Origin of the sequence: Burkholderia seminalis (assembly GCF_001718535.1) — a bacterium.
GTDB lineage: Bacteria > Pseudomonadota > Gammaproteobacteria > Burkholderiales > Burkholderiaceae > Burkholderia > Burkholderia seminalis.
The window spans coordinates 1787664-1809105 of record NZ_CP013398.1; the positions used below are offsets into that span (position 1 = coordinate 1787664).

Consider the following 21442-nt stretch of genomic DNA (forward strand, 5'->3'; position numbering starts at 1 on the left):
CGGCGATTTTTTGTCGCCCGTCGCTCAGGCGCTCAGCGCATCGACACCATCCTGCGCACGCGAGCGCGCCGGCATCGTGTCGCTGACGATGCGCCCGTTGTCGAGCTTCAGCAGCCGGTCGGCGAGATCGAAGTAGCGGTCGTCGTGCGTGATCACGATCACGGCCTTGCCGCGCGCGCGCAGCTCGGGCAGCAGCTGCTCGTAGAACACGGCCTTGAACGACGGGTCCTGGTCGGCCGCCCATTCGTCGAACAGGTAGAACGGCCGGTCTTCCAGATAGGCGACGACGAGCGCGAGCCGCTTGCGCTGACCGGTCGACAGCGCGCGCGTCGAGAACGCGCCGTCGACCACCTTCACCTTGTGGTCGAGCGCGAGCTTCGCGACGAGCGCGTTCGCCCGTGCGTCGGCCTGCGCGCGCGACGGATCGTCCGGATCGACGATGCCGAGCAGCGCATCGAACAGGTGGAAGTCGTTGAATACCGCGCTGAAGCGCTGCCGGTACGCGGCGCGCTCGCGCCAGCCGATCGTGCGGCCGTCGACCTCGATCGTGCCTTCCTCCGGCTCGTAGAGCCCCGTCAGCACCTTCGCGAGCGTCGTCTTGCCGCTGCCGTTGCCGCCGACGATGAACACGAGTTCGCCCGGCTTGATCGTCAGGTCGATCGGCCCGATGCTGAACATCCGTTCGTCGCGTTCGTGGAAGTACGCATGCGTGACGCCGCGCAGCGTGACGGCGCCGGCCGGCGGCACGTCGGGTGCGTCGGCGGCGGGCGGCACCGTGCGCAGCGCGCCGAATTCGGCCATCACGCCTTCGATCCGCGTGAGCGACACGCGCGCGGCGTTGACGGTCGGCAGGTTGTTCAGCAGACCGTCGAGCGGCACGAGCATGAACAGGAACACGACGACGTAGCCGGCGGCGGCGGCCGGGTCGGCATGCACGCCGAGCTGCGGCCAGAACGACGCGACGCCGAGGAACACGTAGAACAGGAAGATGATCCAGCCGACCCCGACCGCGTATGCGCTGAACGCGCGGCGGCGGTGGTCGCGCACTTCGCCGATCGCGGCGCCGAGCTGGCCGTCGACGAACTGGCGGGCGCGCGCGTCGTGCAGCTTCAGTTCCTTCGCGCCGGAGAACAGCGAGCCCAGATAGCCGAACAGGCGGTCCTGCGCGTGGCCGGCCGCCTCGAGCGACGCGATCGCGCGGCGGTCGCCGGTGTGATAGCCGAGCGAGCCTGCGATGATCGCGGCCAGCGCCAGCAGGCACACGGGCCACGACAGCCAGGCGAGATAACCGAGGCAGCCGAACACGATCGAACCGTGCATGACCAGGTTCGGCAGCGCGAAGAACAGCATCGACACGTTGGTCGCGTCGTCGGTCAGCACCGACTGCACGGGCGCCGCGCCGATTCGCTCGATGTCGCGCAATTCGGCGGCGCCGACGCGTCGCGCGAGATGGACGCGCAACCGCGCCATCGTGTCCTGCGACAGGCGGGCGAACAGCGTGCCCGACACGATCCGCGTGACGAGCGCGATCACCGCGCACAGGGCGAAGCGCCACGCGAGCGATGCATCGGCCGCGCCCGGTTGAGAGAGCGCACGGTTCAGCGTCGCGACGAGCAGCACGCTCGCGACACCATTCAGGACGCACGCCGTGAGCGCAAGCGTGAGCGACACGCGGCTTTCGCGCAGCAGCGCAAGGATCAGGCGCGCCGCGGGGCGGCCGGGAGAGGCGTCGAGGGACGGCGGGGAGGAAGGCTCGTGGGCGGCTGTCATCGGCAACGTCGGTAAAGGGAAGGCAGGCAAAAACGCGGAAACGGTGAATCTGACGCGAAAGCGGCGGGCGAGGCGGGGCCCCGTTCCGGCTTCCTCCCTGATAGACGAACGGGGCACGCAAATATTTAGCGGCACCGTCAAAAAAATGCGGCCGCACGCACTTTGCGTGCAAAACGGTAAAAAATCGGCCGCGTCGTTCGTCACACCAGTGAAGCCGCCCCAAGCGGCCCCGAGACTTGGCCGAAGCGGCCGGACCGAAGGACTTCACGCACATGACGAGTTTCCCGACTGCGCTGCATCACCGAATCCGCGAACTGGCGCGCATCGCGCCCGACGCACCCGCGATCGCGGTTCCTTTCCAGAATGACCTGCGCCTGTCGCGCGGCGCGCTCGACGCGCGGGCGGCGTACCTGGCTCGGCAACTGCGCGCGGCCGGCGTCGGCGCGGAAGTGCGGGTCGGCGTCTGCGTCGAGCGTTCGTGCGAACTGTTCGTCGCGCTGCTGGCCGTGCTGAAGGCGGGCGGCGTGTTCGTGCCGCTCGATCCGCGCCATCCCGCCGCGCGCCTCGACTGGATCGTCCAGGATGCGCAACTGCGGCACGGCATCGTCGACGCGGCCGGCCGCGCGGCGCTCGGCACGCCGTTCGAACATGCGTTTGATCCGGCGGCGGCATCGGGCGAGCAGGATCTCGTCGCCGGCGACGAAGCCGTGCCGGTTCACCCGCGTTCGGCCGCCTACATGATCTATACGTCGGGCTCGACCGGCACGCCGAAGGCGGTCGTCGTCGAGCACGGGCCGCTCGCCGCGCATTGCGCCGCGCTCGCGGCCGCGCTGCCGATCGAGGCCGGCGACCGCCTGCTGCATTTCGCATCGGTCAATTTCGACGCCGCGCACGAATGCTGGCTCGCGCCGCTCGCCGTCGGCGCCGGCATCGTCGTGGCGCCGCCGCAGCCGTTCGCGCCGGACGCCGCGCATGCGCTGCTCGTGCGCGAGTCGGTCAACGTCGCCGCGTTCCCGCCTGCCTACCTGCGCGAATTCGCGGCCGTCGCCGCGCGCGACGGCGTGCCGCCGGCGCTGCGCGTGCTCGCGTTCGGCGGTGAAGCGCTGCCGCAACAGGCATTCGAGTTCGTACGCGGCACATTTCCGTCGGTACGACTGATCAACGGCTACGGGCCGACCGAGGCCGTGATCTCGCCGATGCTGTGGCCGGTCGAGCCGGGCGAGACGCCCGTGCTGGCGGCCGACGACGCGTATGCATCGCTGCCGATCGGCCGCGTGATCGGCCCGCGCGTCGCGCGCGTCGACGGCGCCGCGGCCGATGGCGTGGGCGAGCTGCTGCTCGGCGGCGTCTGCGTCGCCCGCGGTTATCACGGTCGCCCGGCCTTGACGGCCGAACGTTTCATTCCCGATGCGCAGGGTGAACCCGGCGCGCGCGTCTACCGCACCGGCGACCTCGCGCGGCTGCGCGACGACGGCGCATTCGATTATCTCGGCCGCCTCGACGATCAGGTCCAGGTGCGCGGCGTGCGCGTGGAGCCGGCGGAAATCGCCGCGTGCCTGCGCTCGCACCCGGCCGTGGCCGACGCGGCCGTGGTCGCCGAAACCGGCAACGGACCGACGCGGCTGATCGCGTGCGTCGCGCTGCGCGCGGCGGCCGACGATGCGGCGCTGAAAGCGCACGTGGCCGCGCAATTGCCGGCCGCGTGGCAACCGCACCGCTTCGTGCGGGTCGATGCGTTGCCGTATACGTTGAACGGCAAGATCGACCGTGCCGCGCTGCGCGAACGGATTGCCGCCGCGCGCGACACGGCGCAAGGCGCCGGCGATGCGCCGCGTACGCCGACCGAGCGGCAGCTCGCCGCCCTCTGGCAGACGCTGCTGGGCCTTGACGTCATCCCGTCGCGTGACGACCGGTTCTTCGCGCTGGGCGCCGATTCGCTCGCCGCGATGCAGCTGCAGGCCGCGATTCGGGCGACTCTGCGCGTGAACCTGCGGCTCGACACGCTGTTCGCCGATCCGGCGCTGGTCGAACTGGCCGGGACGGTCGATCGGACGGAACGCGAGACCGGCGAGCCGCTGGCCGCGATTTCCGCCCGTCGCGCCGCGGCCGATCCGGCGGCATTGGGCGCGCCGCATGTCGACCGTGCGGCCTCTCTTGCGCAGCAACGTTTCTGGGTGCTCGCGCAAACGCGTGACGCGAGCGCCGCGTATCACATCGCCGCGCACTGGACGATCGACGGTGCACTCGCGCGCGACGCGCTGCAGCGCGCGCTCGATCACGTGATCGGGCGTCATGAGGCGTGGCGCACGACGCTCGTCGACAACGACGACGGCATCGTGATGCAGCGGATTCATGCGCATCTGCCGGTGCCGATCGCCGATATCGACCTGCGCGACCAGCCGCCCGCCGCCCGCGACGCACAAGCCGCGCGCCTCGCCGAGCGCGACGCGGCCGAGCCGTTCGACCTCGCGCGCGGCCCGCTGCTGCGCGCGACGCTCGTCGCGCTCGCCGACGATCGTCACCGCCTGCTGTTGACCGCGCATCACGCGATCACCGACGGCTGGAGCTCGCGCTGCGCGTTCGACGAACTGTCGGCCGCGTACCGCGCGTACGCCGAGGGCCGCGAGCCGTCGCTGCCCGAGCTGCCGATCCAGTACGCCGACTACGCGGACTGGCAGCGCGACATGCTGGCCGGCGGCGAGGGCGAGCGCCAGCTCGACTACTGGCGCGGCGCATTGCGCGACGTGCCGGGCCCGCTCGTGCTGCCGGTCGACCGCCAGCCGGGCGCCGTGCGCACGCTGCAGGGTGCGCGCGTGTCGGTGCGCCTGCCCGACGCGGTCGCGGCCGACGTGCGGCAACTCGCACGCGATGCGCAGGCGACCGTCTTCACGGTGCTGCTCGCCGCGCTCGACGCGTGGCTGTCGCGCCTGACCGGCGCAACGGATGTCGTCGTCGCGGTGCCAGTCGCGCATCGCCAGCGCCCCGAAACGCGCGCGCTGCTGGGCCTGTTCCTGAATACCGTCGCGCTGCGCGTGCAAGTGGCGCCCACGCTGCCGTTCCGCGCGCTCGTCGACGCGGCGCGCACGGCGGCGCTCGATGCGGTCGCGCACCAGGATGTGCCGTTCGAGCGCGTCATCGATGCGGTGAAGCCGCCGGTCAAGCGCGGCGACGAATGGCTGCGCGTGAAGTTCGCGCAGCAGTTCGATGCGCGGCACGACAGCGTGCTGCCGGGCGTCACGGCAGTCGCGACGCCGGGGCCCGATCTCGCCGCGCGCTTCGATTTCGCGGTGGATTTCACCGACGACGCGAACGGCATCGAACTGGTCGCCGCGTACGCGACCGACTGCATCGACGCGGACACCGCGCGTGCCTGGCTCGACAGCTATGCGGCGCTCGTCGGCGCGGCCGCGCACGATCCGCAACACCCGACGGCCGTACTGCCGTGCGACGCGTCGGCAAGCTCGCGCCAGCCGCGCGACGGGCGCGCACTGCGCATCGAGCATGCCGACGTCGTCGCCGCGTTTGCGCGGCAGGCGGCTGCCTACCCGCATCGCGTCGCGCTGTCCGACGCATCGACCTCGCTGACGTTCGCCGAGCTCGACGACGCGTCGAACCGCGTCGCACGCGCACTGGTGCAGCGCGGCATGGCCGCCGAGGCGTCCGTGATCGTCTGCATAGAACGGTCGGCACGTTTCGTCGTCGGCCTGCTGGGCGCGCTGAAGGCCGGCGCGCTCGCCGTGCTGCTCGATCCCGCGCAGCCGGCCGCACGACTCGGTGCCGCGGCGGCCGACTGCGGCGCACGCTGGGCGCTCGTGGCGGACACGGCCGCGTGGCCGGCCGGCATCGATACGCAGCCGCTCGACGTCGACACGCTCGCGCAGGATGCGACGCTCGCCCACGCGGCCGGCGTGCGCGTCGCGCCGCATCCGGAGCAGGGCGCGTACCTGATCTACACGTCGGGCTCGACCGGCACGCCGAAGGGCGTCGTCGTGTCGCACGGCGCACTGGCCGACTACGTGCAGGGGATGCTCGATGAACTCGCGTTCGCACCCGACGCCTCGTTCGCGATGGTGTCGACCGTCGCGGCCGACCTCGGCCATACGACGCTGTTCGGCGCGCTGTGCGCCGGCCGCACGCTGCATCTGCTGCCGGCCGCCTGCGCGTTCGATCCGGACCAGTTCGCGGACGAAATGCGCCGCCGTGAAGTCGGCGTGCTGAAGATCGTGCCGAGCCACCTGCAGGCGCTGCTCGACGCGCGCGTGCCGGCCGACGTGCTGCCGCGCCACGCGCTCGTGACGGGCGGCGAGACGCTCACGTGGGCGCTCGTCGCGCGCCTGGCCGCGCTCGCGCCGGCCTGCCGCGTGATCAACCATTACGGGCCGACCGAAGCGACGGTCGGCGCGATCGCGTGCGACACCGCGTCGATCGCCGCCGATGCGCGCGACCCCGCGAGCGGCGTGCCGCTCGGGCTGCCGCTGCCGAATGCGCGTGCGCTCGTGCTCGACGCGTTCGGCGCCTGCGTGCCCGCCGGCGCGACGGGCGAGCTGTATCTGGGCGGGCCGGGCGTCGCGCGCGGTTACCTCGGGCGCCCGGCGCAAACCGCCGAGCGTTTCGTGCCCGATCCGTTCACGCCCGGTGCGCGGCTGTATCGCACGGGCGACCGCGTGCGACTGCGCACGGATGGCCGTCTCGCGTTCCTCGGCCGTATCGACGACCAGGTGAAGATCCGCGGCTACCGCGTCGAGCCGGGCGAGGTGAGTGCGGCCGTGCGCGCGGCCGCGCCGGTCGCGCAGGCCGAAACGCTCGCGATCGAGCACGACGGCCGCCTGCGGCTCGCGACGTTCGTCGTGATGCGCGACGACGCGGCCTTCGACGAAGCCGCCGTGCGCGCGGCACTTGCCGCGAAGCTGCCCGACTACATGGTGCCCGCGCAGTTCGTCGCGCTGGCTCGCCTGCCGGTGACGGCGAACGGCAAGATCGATCGCGCGGCATTGCGCGAGCTGGCTGCCGCGCCGGTTGCGGTTGCGTCCGGCGATGCGCCGCGCGGTGCGGTCGAAACCGTGCTCGCCGACGTCTGGCAGGCCGTGCTGAAAGCGCCGAAGGTCGGCCGCGACGACAATTTCTTCGAACTCGGCGGCGATTCGATCCTCGTGCTGCAGGTGATCGCCCGTGCCCGCAAGCGCGGCGTGCGCTTCACGCCGAAGCAATTGTTCGACGGCCCGACGGTGGCCGAACTCGCGCGCATCGCGAAGACCGACGACGCGGCCGCCGCCGTCCAGCCCGCGAGCGCTGCCGCGACGCCGGTGGCCGCATCGGTCCTGACGCCCGCGCAGCAGCGCTTCTTCGCGCTCGACGTTCCGCATCCGGACCACTGGAACCAGTCGGTTGCGTTCGACGTGCGCGGTGCATTCGACGCCGACGCATTCGCGCGCGCATTCGACGCGCTGCTGACGCATCACGACGTGTTCCGCCAGCGCTTCGCGCGCGGCGCGGACGGCGTCTGGCGCGCAAGCGAGGCAGCCAAGCCGTACGACGCATTGCCGTTCGTCGAAGTCGCCGCACGCGACGCAGCCGACGGGCTCGCACGCTTCGACGCGCTGCAGCGCCGTCTCGACCTCGGCCGCGGGCCGCTCGCCTGTGCATGCGCGGCGCGCCTGCCGGACGGCTCGACGCAGCTGTATCTGGCGATTCACCACGCGATCGTCGACGGCGTGTCGTGGCGCATCCTGCTCGACGACCTCGACACGGCCTACCGCGCCGCATGCGAACACACGCCGGTCCGCCTGTCGCAGCCGGGCCTGCGCGCAGACGCATGGGCCGCGCGGCTCGCGCGTGCCGCGACGGAACCGGGCTCGCCGTTCACGGCGGAGGCCGCATACTGGGCCGGCATGGCGCAGGGCGACGACGTCGTCCCCGATCATCCGGACGCAACGGCCACGAACGCCGATGCGGCCGTCGTCGTGCAGACGATCGACGCGGCATTGACCCGCGCCGCGTTGACCGACGCGCATGCCGCCTATCGCACGCAGACGATCGAGCTGCTGGGCGCGGCGCTCGCGCTGGCGCTGGCCGGCGCGCGCGACGCCGCTGCGTGCCGCGTCGAACTGGAAGGACACGGCCGCGAAGCGCTGTTCGACGATGCGGACGCGAGCCGGACGATCGGCTGGCTGACGAGCCATTACCCGGTGACGCTGCCGGTCGCGGCGACCGCGCGCGACACGCTATGCGCGGTCAAGGACACGCTGCGCGCCGTGCCGCACAAGGGGCTCGGCTTCGGCGTGCTCGCGCACTACGGCGATGCGGCGACGCGCGCGGCGCTGGCCGCCGTGCCGCGCCCGCGCGTCACGTTCAACTATCTCGGCCAGTTCGACGCGCCGCGCGATGCCACGCTCGTACCGCGCTTCGGCGGCACCGGCGTCGAGCGCGATCCGCGGGGGCCGCTCGGCAACACGCTCGCGATCCACGCATACCTCGATACGGACCGCGACGGCGCGCGTACGCTCAAGGTGCACTGGGTCTACGGTGCGCCGCAGTTCGAGCGCGCGACGATCGACGCGTTGGCCGAACGCTTCGCGTCGGCGCTGCGCGAACTCGTCGACGCGTGCGCGTCGCGCATCGCGCATCGCGGCGCCGGCGCGACGCCGGGCGATTTCCCGCTCGCGCAGGCCGCCGGGCTCACGCAGGCCGCGATCGAACGCACGCCGCTCGACTGGCGCGCGATCGACGACGTGTATCCGCTGTCGCCGATGCAGCAGGGCATCCTGTTCCACGCGCTGTTCGCACCGGGCCACGCGAGCTACGTGAACCAGCTCGTCGCGACCGCGACCGCGCTCGACGCCGACCGGCTCGCGGCGGCGTTCGACGCGTCGATCGCGCGTCACGACATTCTGCGCACGAGCGTGATGCCGGACGAAGCCGCGCCGCTGCAGTGCGTGCACCGCCATGCGCGGATCCCGGTCGAGCAGCTCGACTGGCGCGAGCGCGGCGACACGCTCGACGCCGATTTCGACGCCTGGCTCGCGGCCGACCGCACGCGCGGCTTCGACTGGCGCGAGCCGCCGCTGATGCGGCTGACGCTGATTCGCGTGTCGGACGACGCATGGCGCGTCGTGTGGACGCGTCACCATGTGCTGCTCGACGGCTGGAGCACGGCGCGCCTGCTCGCGGACGTGCTGCGCGACTATCGCGACCCGGATGCCGTGTCGCCGTTCGCGAGTCGTCCGGCGCTGCGCTACCGTGACTTCATCGCATGGCTCGGCACGCGCGACCGCGACGCCGACGAGCGTTTCTGGACCGGGCGTCTTGCCCGCCTGGATGCACCGACGCTGATTGCCGACCGGTCGGCCGACCGCGCCGAGGCCGAGATGGTCACGTGGCGCGCGACGCTCGATGCGCACGCGCTGACGCGCGTCGCGCAGACGGCGCGTGCGCTGAAGCTGACCGTCAACACGCTGGTGCAGGGCGCCTGGGCGCTCGCGCTGCAGCGGATGACGCATCAGCCGGCCGTCGCGTTCGGTGCGACCGTCGCGGGCCGTCCCGACGCGCTCGCGGACGTCGACTCGGTGCTCGGCCTGTTCATCAATACGCTGCCGGTCATCACCGCACCGGCGCCGCAGCAACGCGCGGCCGACTGGCTGCAGGCGCTGCAGCGCGAGAACGCGGCCGCCGCCGAACATGCCCACACGCCGCTGGCCGACATCCAGCGCTGGGCGCGCGGGGCAGGCGGCGCACTGTTCGATACGCTGGTCGTGTTCGAAAACTACCCGGTCGACGACACGGCGCGCGACGCCGATCCGCGCGCGCTGGCATTGAGCGGCGTGCGCAGCATCGAGGCAACCGATTTCGCGCTGACGCTCGTGATCGAAAGCGGCGCCGAACTGACGATCGACTACGGTTACGACGCCGCACGTGTCGATGCGCGTCAGGTCGAGACCTGGCATCGTGCGTTCGCATGTGCGCTCGATGCACTGGCCCGTACGCCGGACGCGCTGCTCGGCACGCTGTCGATCGCCGACGCCGCCACCCGCGACGCACTGGCGCATGCGCAAGACACCGCGCATGCGTGGCCGATCGCGCAACGGCAGCCGCTGCACCTGCAATTCGCCGAGGCGGCGCGGGCGACGCCGGACGCGATTGCACTCGAATACGCCGACGTTCATGGCGGCGTGCATCGTGCGACCTATCGCGAGCTCGACGTGGCAACCTCGCGCATCGCGGCCGCGCTGCGCCGGCGCGGTGTGCGGCCCGACACGCCGGTCGCGCTGTGCGTCGAGCGTTCGTTCGACATGGTGATGGCGCTCGTCGGCGTGCTGAAGGCCGGCGCCGCGTACCTGCCGGTCGACCCCGACTATCCGGCCGAGCGCATCGCGTACCTGCTGCGCGACGCGCGGCCGGCCGTCGCGATCACACAGGCCCATCTGCGCCAGCAGGTCGAGGCCGCGCTGGGTGAAGGCGCCGACACGCAGTTGCTGACGGTGGCGGACCTGCTTGCCGATGCGGCGGGCGAAGCGGCCGGCGCGCCCGCAAGCGGCACCGCCGCGATCGACGACGCACGGCTCGCCTACCTGATCTATACGTCCGGCTCGACCGGCAAGCCGAAGGGCGCCGGCAACACGCACGGCGCACTCGCGAACCGGATTGCGTGGATGCAGCACGCGTACCGGCTGACGCGCGACGACGTCGTGCTGCACAAGACGCCGTTCGGTTTCGACGTGTCGGTCTGGGAATTCGTGTGGCCGCTGGCGATCGGCGCGAAGCTCGCGATCGCCGCGCCGGGCGACCATCGCGACCCGGCGCGTCTCGCGGCCGCGATCCACGCGCACGGCGTGACGGTGCTGCATTTCGTGCCGTCGATGCTGGCCGCGTTCGCCGCTCATCTCGACGACTTCTCGGCCGCCGCGCAATGCGACAGCGTGCGCCTGATCGTCGCGAGCGGCGAAGCGCTCGCGCCCGAACTCGTCGCGAAGATGGCGCGGCTGCTGCCGAATGCCACGCTCGTGAACCTGTACGGACCGACCGAAGCCGCGATCGACGTGTCGCACTGGACTTGCGGCCCCGACGACGCGAATGCGGTCGCGGTGCCGATCGGTCATCCGATCGCGAACCTGCAGCTGCACGTGCTGGACGCCGCGTGGCAGCCGGTGCCGGCTGGCGCGACCGGCGAACTGTACCTGGCGGGCGCCGGTCTCGCGCGCGGTTATCTCGGCCGCCCGGCGCTGACCGCCGAGCGCTTCGTGCCCGATCCGTTCGTGCCGGGCGCGCGCATGTACCGCACCGGCGACCTCGCGCGCCGGCGCGCCGACGGCGCGCTCGACTACCTTGGCCGCGTCGACACGCAGGTGAAGCTGCGCGGCCAGCGGATCGAGCCGGGCGAGATCGAAGCGCTGCTGCGCGCGGCGCCCGGCGTGAACGATGCGGTCGTGATCGTGCGCGACGAGCAATTGATCGGCTACGTGGCCCGCGGCGATGCGGGCCCGCTCGACCGCGCGGCGCTGCTCGACGCACTGCGCGCGCAACTGCCGGCGTACATGGTGCCGTCGCAACTGATCGAGCTCGACGCGTTGCCCGTCACGCCGAACGGCAAGTGCGACCGTCATGCGCTGCCCGCGCCGGTGCGCGACACGGCCGAAGCCGTCGAACTCGCGACCGACACCGAACGCGCGCTCGCGGCAATCTGGCAGCGCGTGCTGCACGTGGACGCGATCGGCCGCGACGGCGATTTCTTCCTGCTCGGCGGCCACTCGCTGCTCGCGACGCAGGCCCACGCGCAGGCCAACCTGCACTGGGGTCTTGCGCTGCCGCTGCGCACGCTGTTCGACACGCGCACGCTGGCGCGCTGCGCGGAAGCGATCGACGCGGCCTGCGCGGCGCGCGGCGAGACCGATGCGGCGAGCGCGATCGACGCGCTGCTCGGCGAACTGGAAACCCAATAAGGACGACGGATGACGAAGGCTCAACCCGACTGGCTCGCGCTCGCGACGCGTTTCGCGCAACTGCCCGACGCGCAGCGCGCGGTCTTCATCGACAAGCTCGGCGCGGCCGGCATCGACTTCCGCGTGCTGCCGATTCCGCCGCGCGCGCCGCGCAGCGAGCGCGTGCCGGCTTCGTTTGCACAGACGCGGCTGTGGTTGCACGCGCGGCTGATCGACGCGCCCGACGCGTATCACATCACCGAGCGCCTCGCGCTGACGGGCCCGCTCGACGTGCATGCGCTGCGTCTCGCGTGCGATGCGCTGATCGCACGTCATGAAGCGCTGCGCACGACCTTCGACGAAGCGCAGGACGGTGTCGCGCAAACGATCCACGCGCCGCTGCGCTGCCCGTGGCGCGAGACCGACCTGGAAGCGTTGCCGGCCGCGCAGCGCGCGGCGCGCGCGGAGGCCGTCGCGACGGCCGACGAAGCCGAGCCGTTCGATCTCGGCACGGCGCCGCTCGTGCGCGCGCACCTGGTGCGCTTCGACGCGACGCATCACTGGCTCGCGCTGACCGTCCATCACATCGTGTCGGACGGCTGGTCGTCCGGCGTGATGCTCGACGAACTCGCGGCGTTCTATCGTGCGTATGCGTCCGACCGGCCGGTGCCGCTCGCGCCGCTGCCGATCCAGTACGCCGACTACGCGCTGTGGCAGCGCCGCTGGCTCGATGCCGGCGAGCGCGACCGTCAGCTCGCGTTCTGGCGCGAGCGCCTCGACCCGCAGCGCGGCGTGCTGACGCTGCCGGGCGCGGCCGCGCGGCCGGCGCGCCGCAGCGCACGCGGCGCGCGTCATGTGTTTTCGCTCGACGCGCGCGTCGGCGCGCAACTGCGCGCGTTTGCGGCCGCATCGGGCGCGACGCCGTTCGCCGTGCTGCTGGCCGCGCTCGATGCGCTGCTCGCGCGCGCGACCGGCGACGCGCGGATCTGCGTCGGCGTGCCGGCCGCGAACCGCGAACGCGCGGAAGTCGCCGGCCTGATCGGCTTCTTCGTCAACACGCTGGCGATCGACGTCGACGTGCCTGCGCACGGCGATTTCTCGTCGCTGGTCGCACGCACGCAGCGCGCGCTCGTCGACGCGCAGATGCACCAGGACGTGCCGTTCGAGCAGGTGGTCGACGCGCTCGGCGTGCCGCGCAGCGCGAGCCATCATCCGCTGTTCCAGGTCATGGCCGCGTATGGCGAGCGGCGCGCGCTGCCGGCGCTCGGCGCGGCGTCGGCCGCGTTGCTGCCGTCCGGCACGCCGTCCGCGAAATTCGACCTGACGCTGTCCGTCGAGGCGACGCCCGACGGCACGTTCGACGCCGCTTTCATCTACGCGCTCGACCTGTTCGACGCGGACGCGATCGCGCGGCTGGCCGCGCGATTCGTCACGTTGCTGACCGATGCGCTCGCACGCCCCGACAGGCCGGTCGGCGATCTCGACTGGCTGCCCGCCGACGAGCGTGCCCAGCTCTTTGCATGGAACGCGCCGGCCGGCGCGACCGATGCCGAACCGTTCGTGCCCGTGCATGCGCGTATCGCCGCGCATGCGCAAGCGCGGCCGCACGCGCGCGGTGTCGCCGATATCGACCGCGCGCTGACGCGCGGCGAAGTCGATGCACGCGCGGCGCGCCTCGCCCGCCATCTGGTCGCGGCCGGCGTCCGGCCCGAGATGCGCGTCGGCGTCGCGCTGCAGCGCTCGGTCGACCTGCTCGTCGCGCTGATCGCGGTGCTGAAGTCGGGCGCCGCGTTCGTGCCGCTCGATCCCGCGCATCCGCGCGAACGGCTCGCGCAGATCGTCGGCGACGCGAACATCGCGCACGTGCTGACCGACGGCGCGAGCGCCGCGTCGCTGCCCGAACTGCCGGCGTTGCGCGTCTGGCGCGCCGATGCGATCGATGCGCTCGACGAGGCCGGGCACGTCGTGCTGCCGGACGTGCTGCCGGGCCACGCGGCCTATGCGATCTACACGTCGGGCTCGACCGGCAAGCCGAAGGGCGTGATCGTCGACCATGCATCGTTCGCGCTGCATTGCGCGGCGATCGCCGAGCGCTACGGCGCGAGCGAGCACGACGTGTTCCTGCTGTTCCAGTCGGTCAACTTCGACGGCGCGCATGAAGGCTGGTTTTCGCAATACATGTCGGGCGCCGCCGTGTCGGTGACGGCCGACGTTCTGTGGCCGCCCGCGCAGACCTGCGCGATGATGGTGCGCGACGGCGTGACGATGACCTATGTGCCGCCGGGCTGCGCCGCGCAACTCGCCGAATGGGCGCTCCAGCACGGTGCGCCGCCGACGCTGCGTTCGCTGACCGTCGGCGGCGAGGCGACGTCGCGCGAAGCGTTCGCGATGCTGCGCCGTGCGCTGCCGAACGTGCGCGTGGTCAACGGCTACGGCCCGACCGAGACGGTCATCACGCCGACGCTGTGGATGTTCCGGCCCGGCGACGATCTGGCGAAGCTCGGCGACGCCGCGTACCTGCCGATCGGCACGCTGGTCGGCGCGCGCACCGCGCATGTGCTCGACGCGCGGCTGCATCCGCTGCCGGTCGGCGTGATCGGCGAACTGTATCTGGGTGGCGAGGGGATCGGCGTCGCGCGCGGCTATCTCGACCGTCCGGCACTGACGGCGGAGCGCTTCGTGCCCGACCCGTACGGCGCGGCGGGCGCGCGGCTGTACCGCACCGGCGACCTCGTACGCCGCCGCGCGGACGGCGTATTCGACTTCATCGGCCGCGTCGACCACCAGGTGAAGCTGCGCGGGCTGCGCATCGAACTCGGCGAAATCGAGGCGCAGCTGGCCGCGCACGATGCGGTGCGCGAGGCGTGCGCGGTCGTGCACGGGCAGGGTGCGCTCGCGCAGCTCGTCGCGTATGTCGAGCTGACCGCCGATGCGCGGGCCGCCGCGCAGCCGGTCGAAGCCGCGACGCTCGATGCGCACCTGCGCCGCACGCTGCCCGATTACATGGTGCCCGCGCAACTGATCGTGCTCGACGCGCTGCCGCGCAACGCGAACAGCAAGGTCGACCGTGCGCGGCTGCCGGCGCCGGTGCGCGTCGAACGCGCGTACGAGGCGCCGCGCGACGGCGACGAAACCGCGCTCGCGGCGATCTGGTGCGACGTGCTGAATCTCGAGCGCGTCGGCCGCGGCGATCACTTCTTCGATCTCGGCGGCCATTCGCTCGCGGCCGTGCGGGTCGCGACACGCGTGGCGGAACGGCTCGGCCGCGACGTGCCGGTACGCGCACTGTTCGAGGCGCCCGTGCTCGCACAGTACGCGCGGCAGGTAGTCGATGCGCCGCGCGCCGCGCATGCCGGCGCCGCCGCGCCGGGCGTCGCGGTGGCGAAGCCCGACGCGCATGGCGTGTGGCCGCTGTCGCCCGCGCAGCTCGGCCTGTGGTTCCTGTGGCGCGCGCAGCCGGACAGCGCCGCGTACAACATTCCGGTTGCGCTGCGCGTGCGCGGCCCGCTCGACGTCGATGCGCTGCGCGCGGCGTTCGCGGATGCCGCGGCCGTTCATCCGGCATTGCGCGCGCGGCTCGTGGCGCGCAACGGCGCGCTGCCGGGCCAGCGGATCGACGCGGATGTTGGCGTCGAACTGCCCGTGATCGACCTGTCGGCCCAGGCCGATGCGCTTGCCCGAGCCGCCGCACTGACCGACGAGGATGCCCTCGCGCCGTTCGACCTTGCGGCCGATGCGCCGCTGTGGCGTGCCCGCGTGCTGCGGCTCGACACGGACGACCACGTGCTGTCGGTGACGATCCATCACATCGTGTCGGATGGCGAATCGATCGAGCTGTGGCTCGATGCGGTGCGCACGCGTTATGTCGCTCGGGTGCACGGCGACGCGCTGCCGGCGCTGGACGCGATCCAGCCGGCCGCGCCGCTCGTGCTGCCCGCGCCGTGCCATCCGGCCCGCGTCGCGTATTGGCAGGATGCGCTGGCCGATCTGCCGTCGCGCGTGCTGCCGCAGCGTGCGGACGCGCCGGCCCATCCGCAATGGCGAGCGGCCCGTCTCGCATTCGAATTCGATGCGCACCTGATCCGCGCCGCACGCGACGCCGCATCGGCCGCGCACGCCACGTTGCCGATGCTGCTGCACGCGGCGCTCAATACCGCGCTGTTCCGCGTGACGGGCGCGGCCGACCAGCCGGTCGGCGTGCTGGCGTCGACGCGCGCGCTCACCGGCGATGCGGCCCGCGACGCGCTCGGTCTCTTCATCAACTCGGTCGTCGTGCGCACGCGGATCGACCCGGCAGACCGCCGCGCGGACGTGCTCGCGCAGGTGCGCGATACGGCGCTCGCCGCGTATGCGCATGCCGACGTGCCGTTTGCCGACGTCGTCGCCGCGCTGCGCGCACCGCGTGCCGCGCAGGCCAATCCGCTGTTCCAGGTGATGTTCAACTACCTGCGTCCGACCGGCGCGGCCGCGCGCGACTGGGCCGGTCTGTCGCTCGCCGAATTCGACGACGTGCGCCATCGCGTCGTGTTCACGCTGGAGCTGGACGTCGTCGAGCATCCGGACGGGCGCGTCAGCGCTGCGTTCTCGTATGCGGACGAACTGCTCGACCGCGGTTTCGTCGATGCGCTCGTCGATGTCTATCACGATGAAGTTGCCCGCTTCGCCGGTGCGTCGGAAGCGGCGCTCGGCGTGCCGGACGCACGCGACGCCGCGTTCGGCGCGCATGCACACGCGGCAGCACGGGGCCACGCGCCGTCGTCGCACGCGGCGGCGGTGCTGGCGGCCTTGTGGTCCGACACGTTCGCGACCGCCGCACCCGAGCCCGATGCGGACCTGTTCGAAGCCGGCGCGACGTCGTTCGACGTCGTGCGCTTCGTCGACGCGGCCGGCCGTGCCGGTCACGCGCTGACGGTCGCCGACGTGTTCGCGTCACCGACGCTCGCAGCCCTCGGTGCACGGCTGGATGCGCGTGCGGAAACAGCACAGGAGGCGCGCCATGCTGGCTGAAGTGCGTCCGGACGGATTCACGATGCTCGATACGTACCGCCTCGCATTCGCGGACGGCCTGTTCGCGCTGCGCGACGGCACGGAGATCCGTGTCGCGCAGGGCGACGGCATCGGTGCGCAGCTGCTGCGCGCGCAACTCGGCGACGACGGTGCGCTGCGCCTCGTCGCATACAACCATCGCGCGGCGCCGGCCGACCAGCGGCGCGCGCTGCTGGCGGCGCTGGCCGCGGCGTTTTCGGACAGCGCGCGCCATGCGGCGATCCGGCTCGACCCGGCCGCATGGCCGGCGGTCGCGCTCGATGCGCTGCGCGCGAGCGGCGTGCTCGCCGACGGCGGCCGCTGCGTGCGTGACGGCTGGGCGCAACAGGCCGACCTGTGGCTCGTCGGCCCGCATCTGCCGTGCGCGACGCTACCGATGCTCACCGACGGCCGGCGCCACCCGCGCCGGCCGCCCGCGCCGCGCGGCGACGTCTACGCGCGCGACCTGCCGGCGCTCGGCGTGCGCTTCACGCTGCGCGGCTGGCAGCCGGCGGAGGACACCGAACGGCTCGCGCGCTGGTTCGACGAACCGCGCGTGCGCGACGGCTGGCCGGGTGCGCACCCCGCGCCCCGCGGCACGGACGGCGCGCCAGGCGCCGCCCTCGACGCCGATCCGCACGTGACGCCGCTCGTCGGCTGTTTCGACGGCGAGCCGTTCGCGTATTTCGAAGCGTTCTGGCTGAAGGAAGACGCGCTCGCGCCGCACGTCGCGGCGCGCGACTACGACCGCGGGCTGCGGATGCTGGTCGGCGAGTCGCGCTGGCGCGGCCCGCATTGCGTGGCCGGCTGGTTGCCGTCCGTCGTGCATTACCTGTTTCTCGACGACCCGCGTACCGAAGCGGTCGGCTGTGCCGTTCCGGCCGGCCACGCGCGGGTTGCCGACCATCTCGCGCGGCATGGCTTCGCGCGGCAGCGCCGTCTCGCGCTGGCCGACGCGCAGCCGCTGTGGATGCGCACGCTGCGCGAGACGTTCTTCTCCGGCCGTCACGTCTGACGGGCCGGATTCACCGACAAGGGAGCTGAGACATGCAGAGAGAAACCGTATTCGACCTGATCGGCGTCGGCTTCGGGCCGTCGAATCTGGCGCTGGCCGTGCGCCTCGCGGAGCGCAGCGGCGCGCGCACGTTCGCCCATTGCTTCGTCGAGCGCCAGCCGGAATTCGGCTGGCATCGCGGGATGCTGCTCGACGACTGCCGGATGCAGATTTCGTTTCTGAAGGATCTCGTCACGATGCGCGATCCGAAAAGCCGCTACACGTTCATCAACTACCTGTTCGAGCGCGGCCGGCTGAACGAATTCGTCAACCTGAAGAACTTCTATCCGACCCGCGTCGAATTCCACGACTACCTGAGCTGGGTCGCCGACGCATTCGACGACCGCGTGCACTACAGCGAGACCGTGCTGGCGATCGAGCCGGTACGTGGCGACGGCGCGAAGATCGACGCGCTGCGCGTGCTGTCGCGCGACGCGGCGGGCCACGAGCGCCAGCGCGTCACGCGCGCGCTGTCGGTCGGCGTCGGCGGCACGCCCGCGATTCCGGACGCGTTCGCCGCGCTCGGCCGCGACCGCGTGATCCATTCGTCGTCGTACCTGACCGACATCGACCGACTCGTCGCATCGCCCGACGGCGAGCGCCGCCGCGTCGCGGTGATCGGCGCGGGGCAGAGCGCGGCCGAGGTGTTCATCGACCTCGCGCGCCGCTTCCCGCATGTCGACGCGAGCCTCGTGATGCGTGCCGGCGCGCTGAAGCCGGCCGACGACAGCCCGTTCGTCAACGAGATCTTCAGTCCCGAGTTCACCGACGTCGTCTATGCGCAGCCGCACGACGCGCGCCGCGCATTGCTCGAGCGCTACCGCGACACCAACTACGCGGTGGTCGACCGGCCGCTGATCGAGCAGATCTACGAAATGCTGTACCTGCAGCGCATCGACGGCACGCCGCGCCATGCATTGCTTGCGAACAGCGCGATCGAGGCCGCGGTGCGCACGGCCGACGGCCGCATCGAGCTGACGCTGCGCGACCGGTTGAGCGGCGCCACCCGCGTCGAGCGCTTCGACGCGCTTGTGCTCGCGACCGGCTACCGCCGCGACACGCACTCGGCCTTGCTCGAAGGGCTGGCGCCGCACCTCGGCGATGCGCTCACGCGCGGCGACGTCACGCGCGATTACCTGCTCGCGACGCCCGCGGACTTCGCGCCGCGCATCTACCTGCAAGGCTGCTGCGAAGACAGCCACGGATTGTCCGACACGCTGCTGTCGGTACTGGCGCGCCGCGCGGACGAAATCTGCGCGTCGCTCGAAGACGGGATCGCGCCCGCCCATGACGAAGGCGCGGCCCGGGCAATGCACGAAAAACGACCGGAAAACGGGGTGAGCGCGGGCCGGATGGCTTTCGCTCTTTGACAAAGGCGCGGTCGGAGACCGCATGAAAAAAGTGGAGCAGAGAAAGATGGAGTGGGCAACAGGCACGCGTTTGCGTGCGATCGCAGCCGCGGCGAGCGTGGCGTTCGGTACGGCGGCGGCAGGGCACGCATACGCCCAGACGGCGCCGGCCGTGAACGCGGGCGTCGCGGCGTCGGCCAGCAGTGCACAGAACGGCGCGGCGGCCGGTTCGTCGACCAGCGCGCAGAACGGCACGCTGCCGGCGATCACCGTCAACGCGGCCTCGGCCGGCGACGGCACGGTCGGGCTCGTCGCGAAGCGCAGCCGGTCCGGTACCAAGACCGACACGCCGATCAACGAGATCCCGCAGACGATCAACGTCGTCACCGCGCAGCAGATCGAGATGACCGGCGCGACCGACGTGAACGCGGCGCTGCGCTACGTGCCAGGCTTCTCGTCGTACGGTTCGGACAACCGTTCGGACTGGTATGCGGCGCTGCGCGGCTTTACGCCGACGGCCTACGTGAACGGCCTGCAGGTGCCGAACACGATCAACCTCGCCAGCTGGCGTGTCGATCCGTACATGATCGACAGCATCAGCGTGCTGCGCGGGCCGACCTCGGTACTGTACGGCGCGGGCGACCCGGGCGCGATCATCGACGTGCAGACCAAGCTCGCCGACGGCGAGCGCGTGCGCGAGGCCGGGGTGCAAATCGGCAACTACGCGCGCAAGCAGTTCATGATCGACGTCGGCGACAAGCTCGACCCGGACGGCAAGTACGCGTACCGGTTCGTCGGCGTCGCGCGCGACGGCAACGCGCTGACCGGTCCGAACAACGACCAGCGTGTCGCGCTCGCGCCGTCGTTCCGCTGGCGCCCGGACGCGGATACGTCGCTGACGCTGTCCGCGACGTACCTGCAGGACTGGGGCGACATCTCGTCGAACTTCGTCCCGGCGGTGGGCACGGTGCTGCCGAACCCGAACGGGCAAATCAACAAGGACGTCTACGAAGGCGACCCGAACTTCAACTACTACCGCAAGAAGCAGTGGTCGGTCGGCTACCAGTTCGAACGAAACCTGACGCCGGCGTGGACGTTCCGCCAGAACACGCGCCTGATGCACCTGTCGCTCGACAACGGCTCGGTGTTCGGCAACGGCTTCGTCGACGGCAGCACGACCGACGTGTCGCGCTGGGCCGGCGTGTTCCAGATGAACTACAGCCGCTTCGACATCGACAACAACCTGGAAGGCCGGTTTGCAACGGGCCCGCTCCAGCACACGCTGCTGCTCGGCTTCCAGTACAACCGCCAGACCGCGACCGACAGCGAATGGCTCGCCGCCGCGTCGCCGCTGAACATCTACAACCCGGTCTACACGCCGGTCACGCTGTCGGTGTTCTCGAATCCGGACACCACGTTCCGTACGAACACGTACACGACGATGAACACGTTCGGCCTGTACGCGCAGGACCAGATCAAGTGGAACCGCTGGACGCTGACGCTCGGCGGCCGCGAGGACTGGGTCAACATGCGGATGGACGACCGCGCGGGCGGCACGTCGACGAAGGCGGACGTCACGGCGTTTACCGGCCGCGTCGGCCTCACGTACCAGGGCGATTACGGGCTGTCGCCGTACGTCAGCTACGCGACGTCGTTCAACCCGCTGATCGGCGTGAACCTGCTCGGCGGCGGGCTGCCGCAGCCGACGCGCGGCAAGCAGATCGAGGCCGGCCTGCGCTGGCAGCCGCCCGGCAAGAACCTGATGCTGAACGCGGCGATCTACCAGATCAACCAGACCAACGTGCTCACGTCGGCGTTGCCGAGCCAGGACCCGACCGGCACGAAGTCGGTACAGACGGGCGAAGTGCGTTCGCGCGGGATCGAGCTGAGCGCGACCGGCAAGGTCACGTCGAATCTGTCGGTGATCGCGTCGTACGTCTACCAGGACGTGAAGAACGTGCAGGCCAACGACGTGTCGCTGAACAACTGGCCGGTCGACATTCCGCGGCCGCGCCAGATGGCGTCGCTGTGGACCGACTGGACGTGGCACACGGGGCCGCTCGCGGGCTTCGGCCTCGGCGGCGGCATCCGCTACCAGAGCGCGTCGGCCGGTGCGGCGGACAACTCGCTGACGGTGTCGAGCGTCACGTTGTTCGACGCGGGGCTGCATTACGACGTGCGTAACTGGCGCTTCGCCGTGAACGGGACGAACCTGTTCAACCGCCATTACATCAGCGGTTGCCAGTCGTACAACGTCTGCGTGTTCGGAACCGACCGCACGGTGATCGCGACCGCGAAATACAACTGGTGACGTTGCGCGCCGCGGCCCGCCG

6 protein-coding genes are annotated in these 21442 nt (G+C 71.6%); 5 read left to right on the forward strand and 1 reads right to left on the reverse strand.

Features of this window, described 5'->3' with window-relative positions:
- Positions 1-24: 24 nt before the first annotated feature.
- The gene (locus WJ12_RS08135; RefSeq protein WP_034186920.1) at positions 25-1770 is read right to left on the reverse strand and encodes a cyclic peptide export ABC transporter; all 1746 of its coding nucleotides are present in this window, start codon (positions 1768-1770) and stop codon (positions 25-27) included.
- Positions 1771-2042: 272 nt separating this feature from the next.
- Here WJ12_RS08135 and WJ12_RS08140 point away from each other — a divergent pair, with 272 nt between their 5' ends.
- From WJ12_RS08140 to WJ12_RS08160, 5 genes are read left to right on the forward strand one after another with little or no spacing between them, the layout of a single operon-like run.
- Complete coding sequence (locus WJ12_RS08140) at positions 2043-11702, forward strand: non-ribosomal peptide synthetase (RefSeq protein WP_069245736.1); 9660 nt, start codon at positions 2043-2045, stop codon at positions 11700-11702.
- A gap of 9 nt (positions 11703-11711) precedes the next feature.
- Complete coding sequence (locus tag WJ12_RS08145) at positions 11712-16688, forward strand: non-ribosomal peptide synthetase (RefSeq protein WP_059557735.1); 4977 nt, start codon at positions 11712-11714, stop codon at positions 16686-16688.
- Positions 16678-17721 (forward strand): GNAT family N-acetyltransferase, encoded by a 1044-nt coding sequence (locus WJ12_RS08150; RefSeq protein WP_059557732.1) that lies wholly within the window; start codon positions 16678-16680, stop codon positions 17719-17721. The genes WJ12_RS08145 and WJ12_RS08150 overlap by 11 nt, the downstream gene beginning before the upstream one ends.
- A 32-nt stretch (positions 17722-17753) precedes the next feature.
- Entirely contained in the window at positions 17754-19130 is a 1377-nt protein-coding gene (locus tag WJ12_RS08155; RefSeq protein WP_059557730.1) for a lysine N(6)-hydroxylase/L-ornithine N(5)-oxygenase family protein, read from the forward strand.
- Between the two features lie 46 nt (positions 19131-19176).
- A complete protein-coding gene (locus WJ12_RS08160) occupies positions 19177-21420 on the forward strand; it encodes a TonB-dependent siderophore receptor (protein WP_455578892.1) in 2244 nt (747 codons plus the stop codon).
- Positions 21421-21442 lie beyond the last annotated feature (22 nt).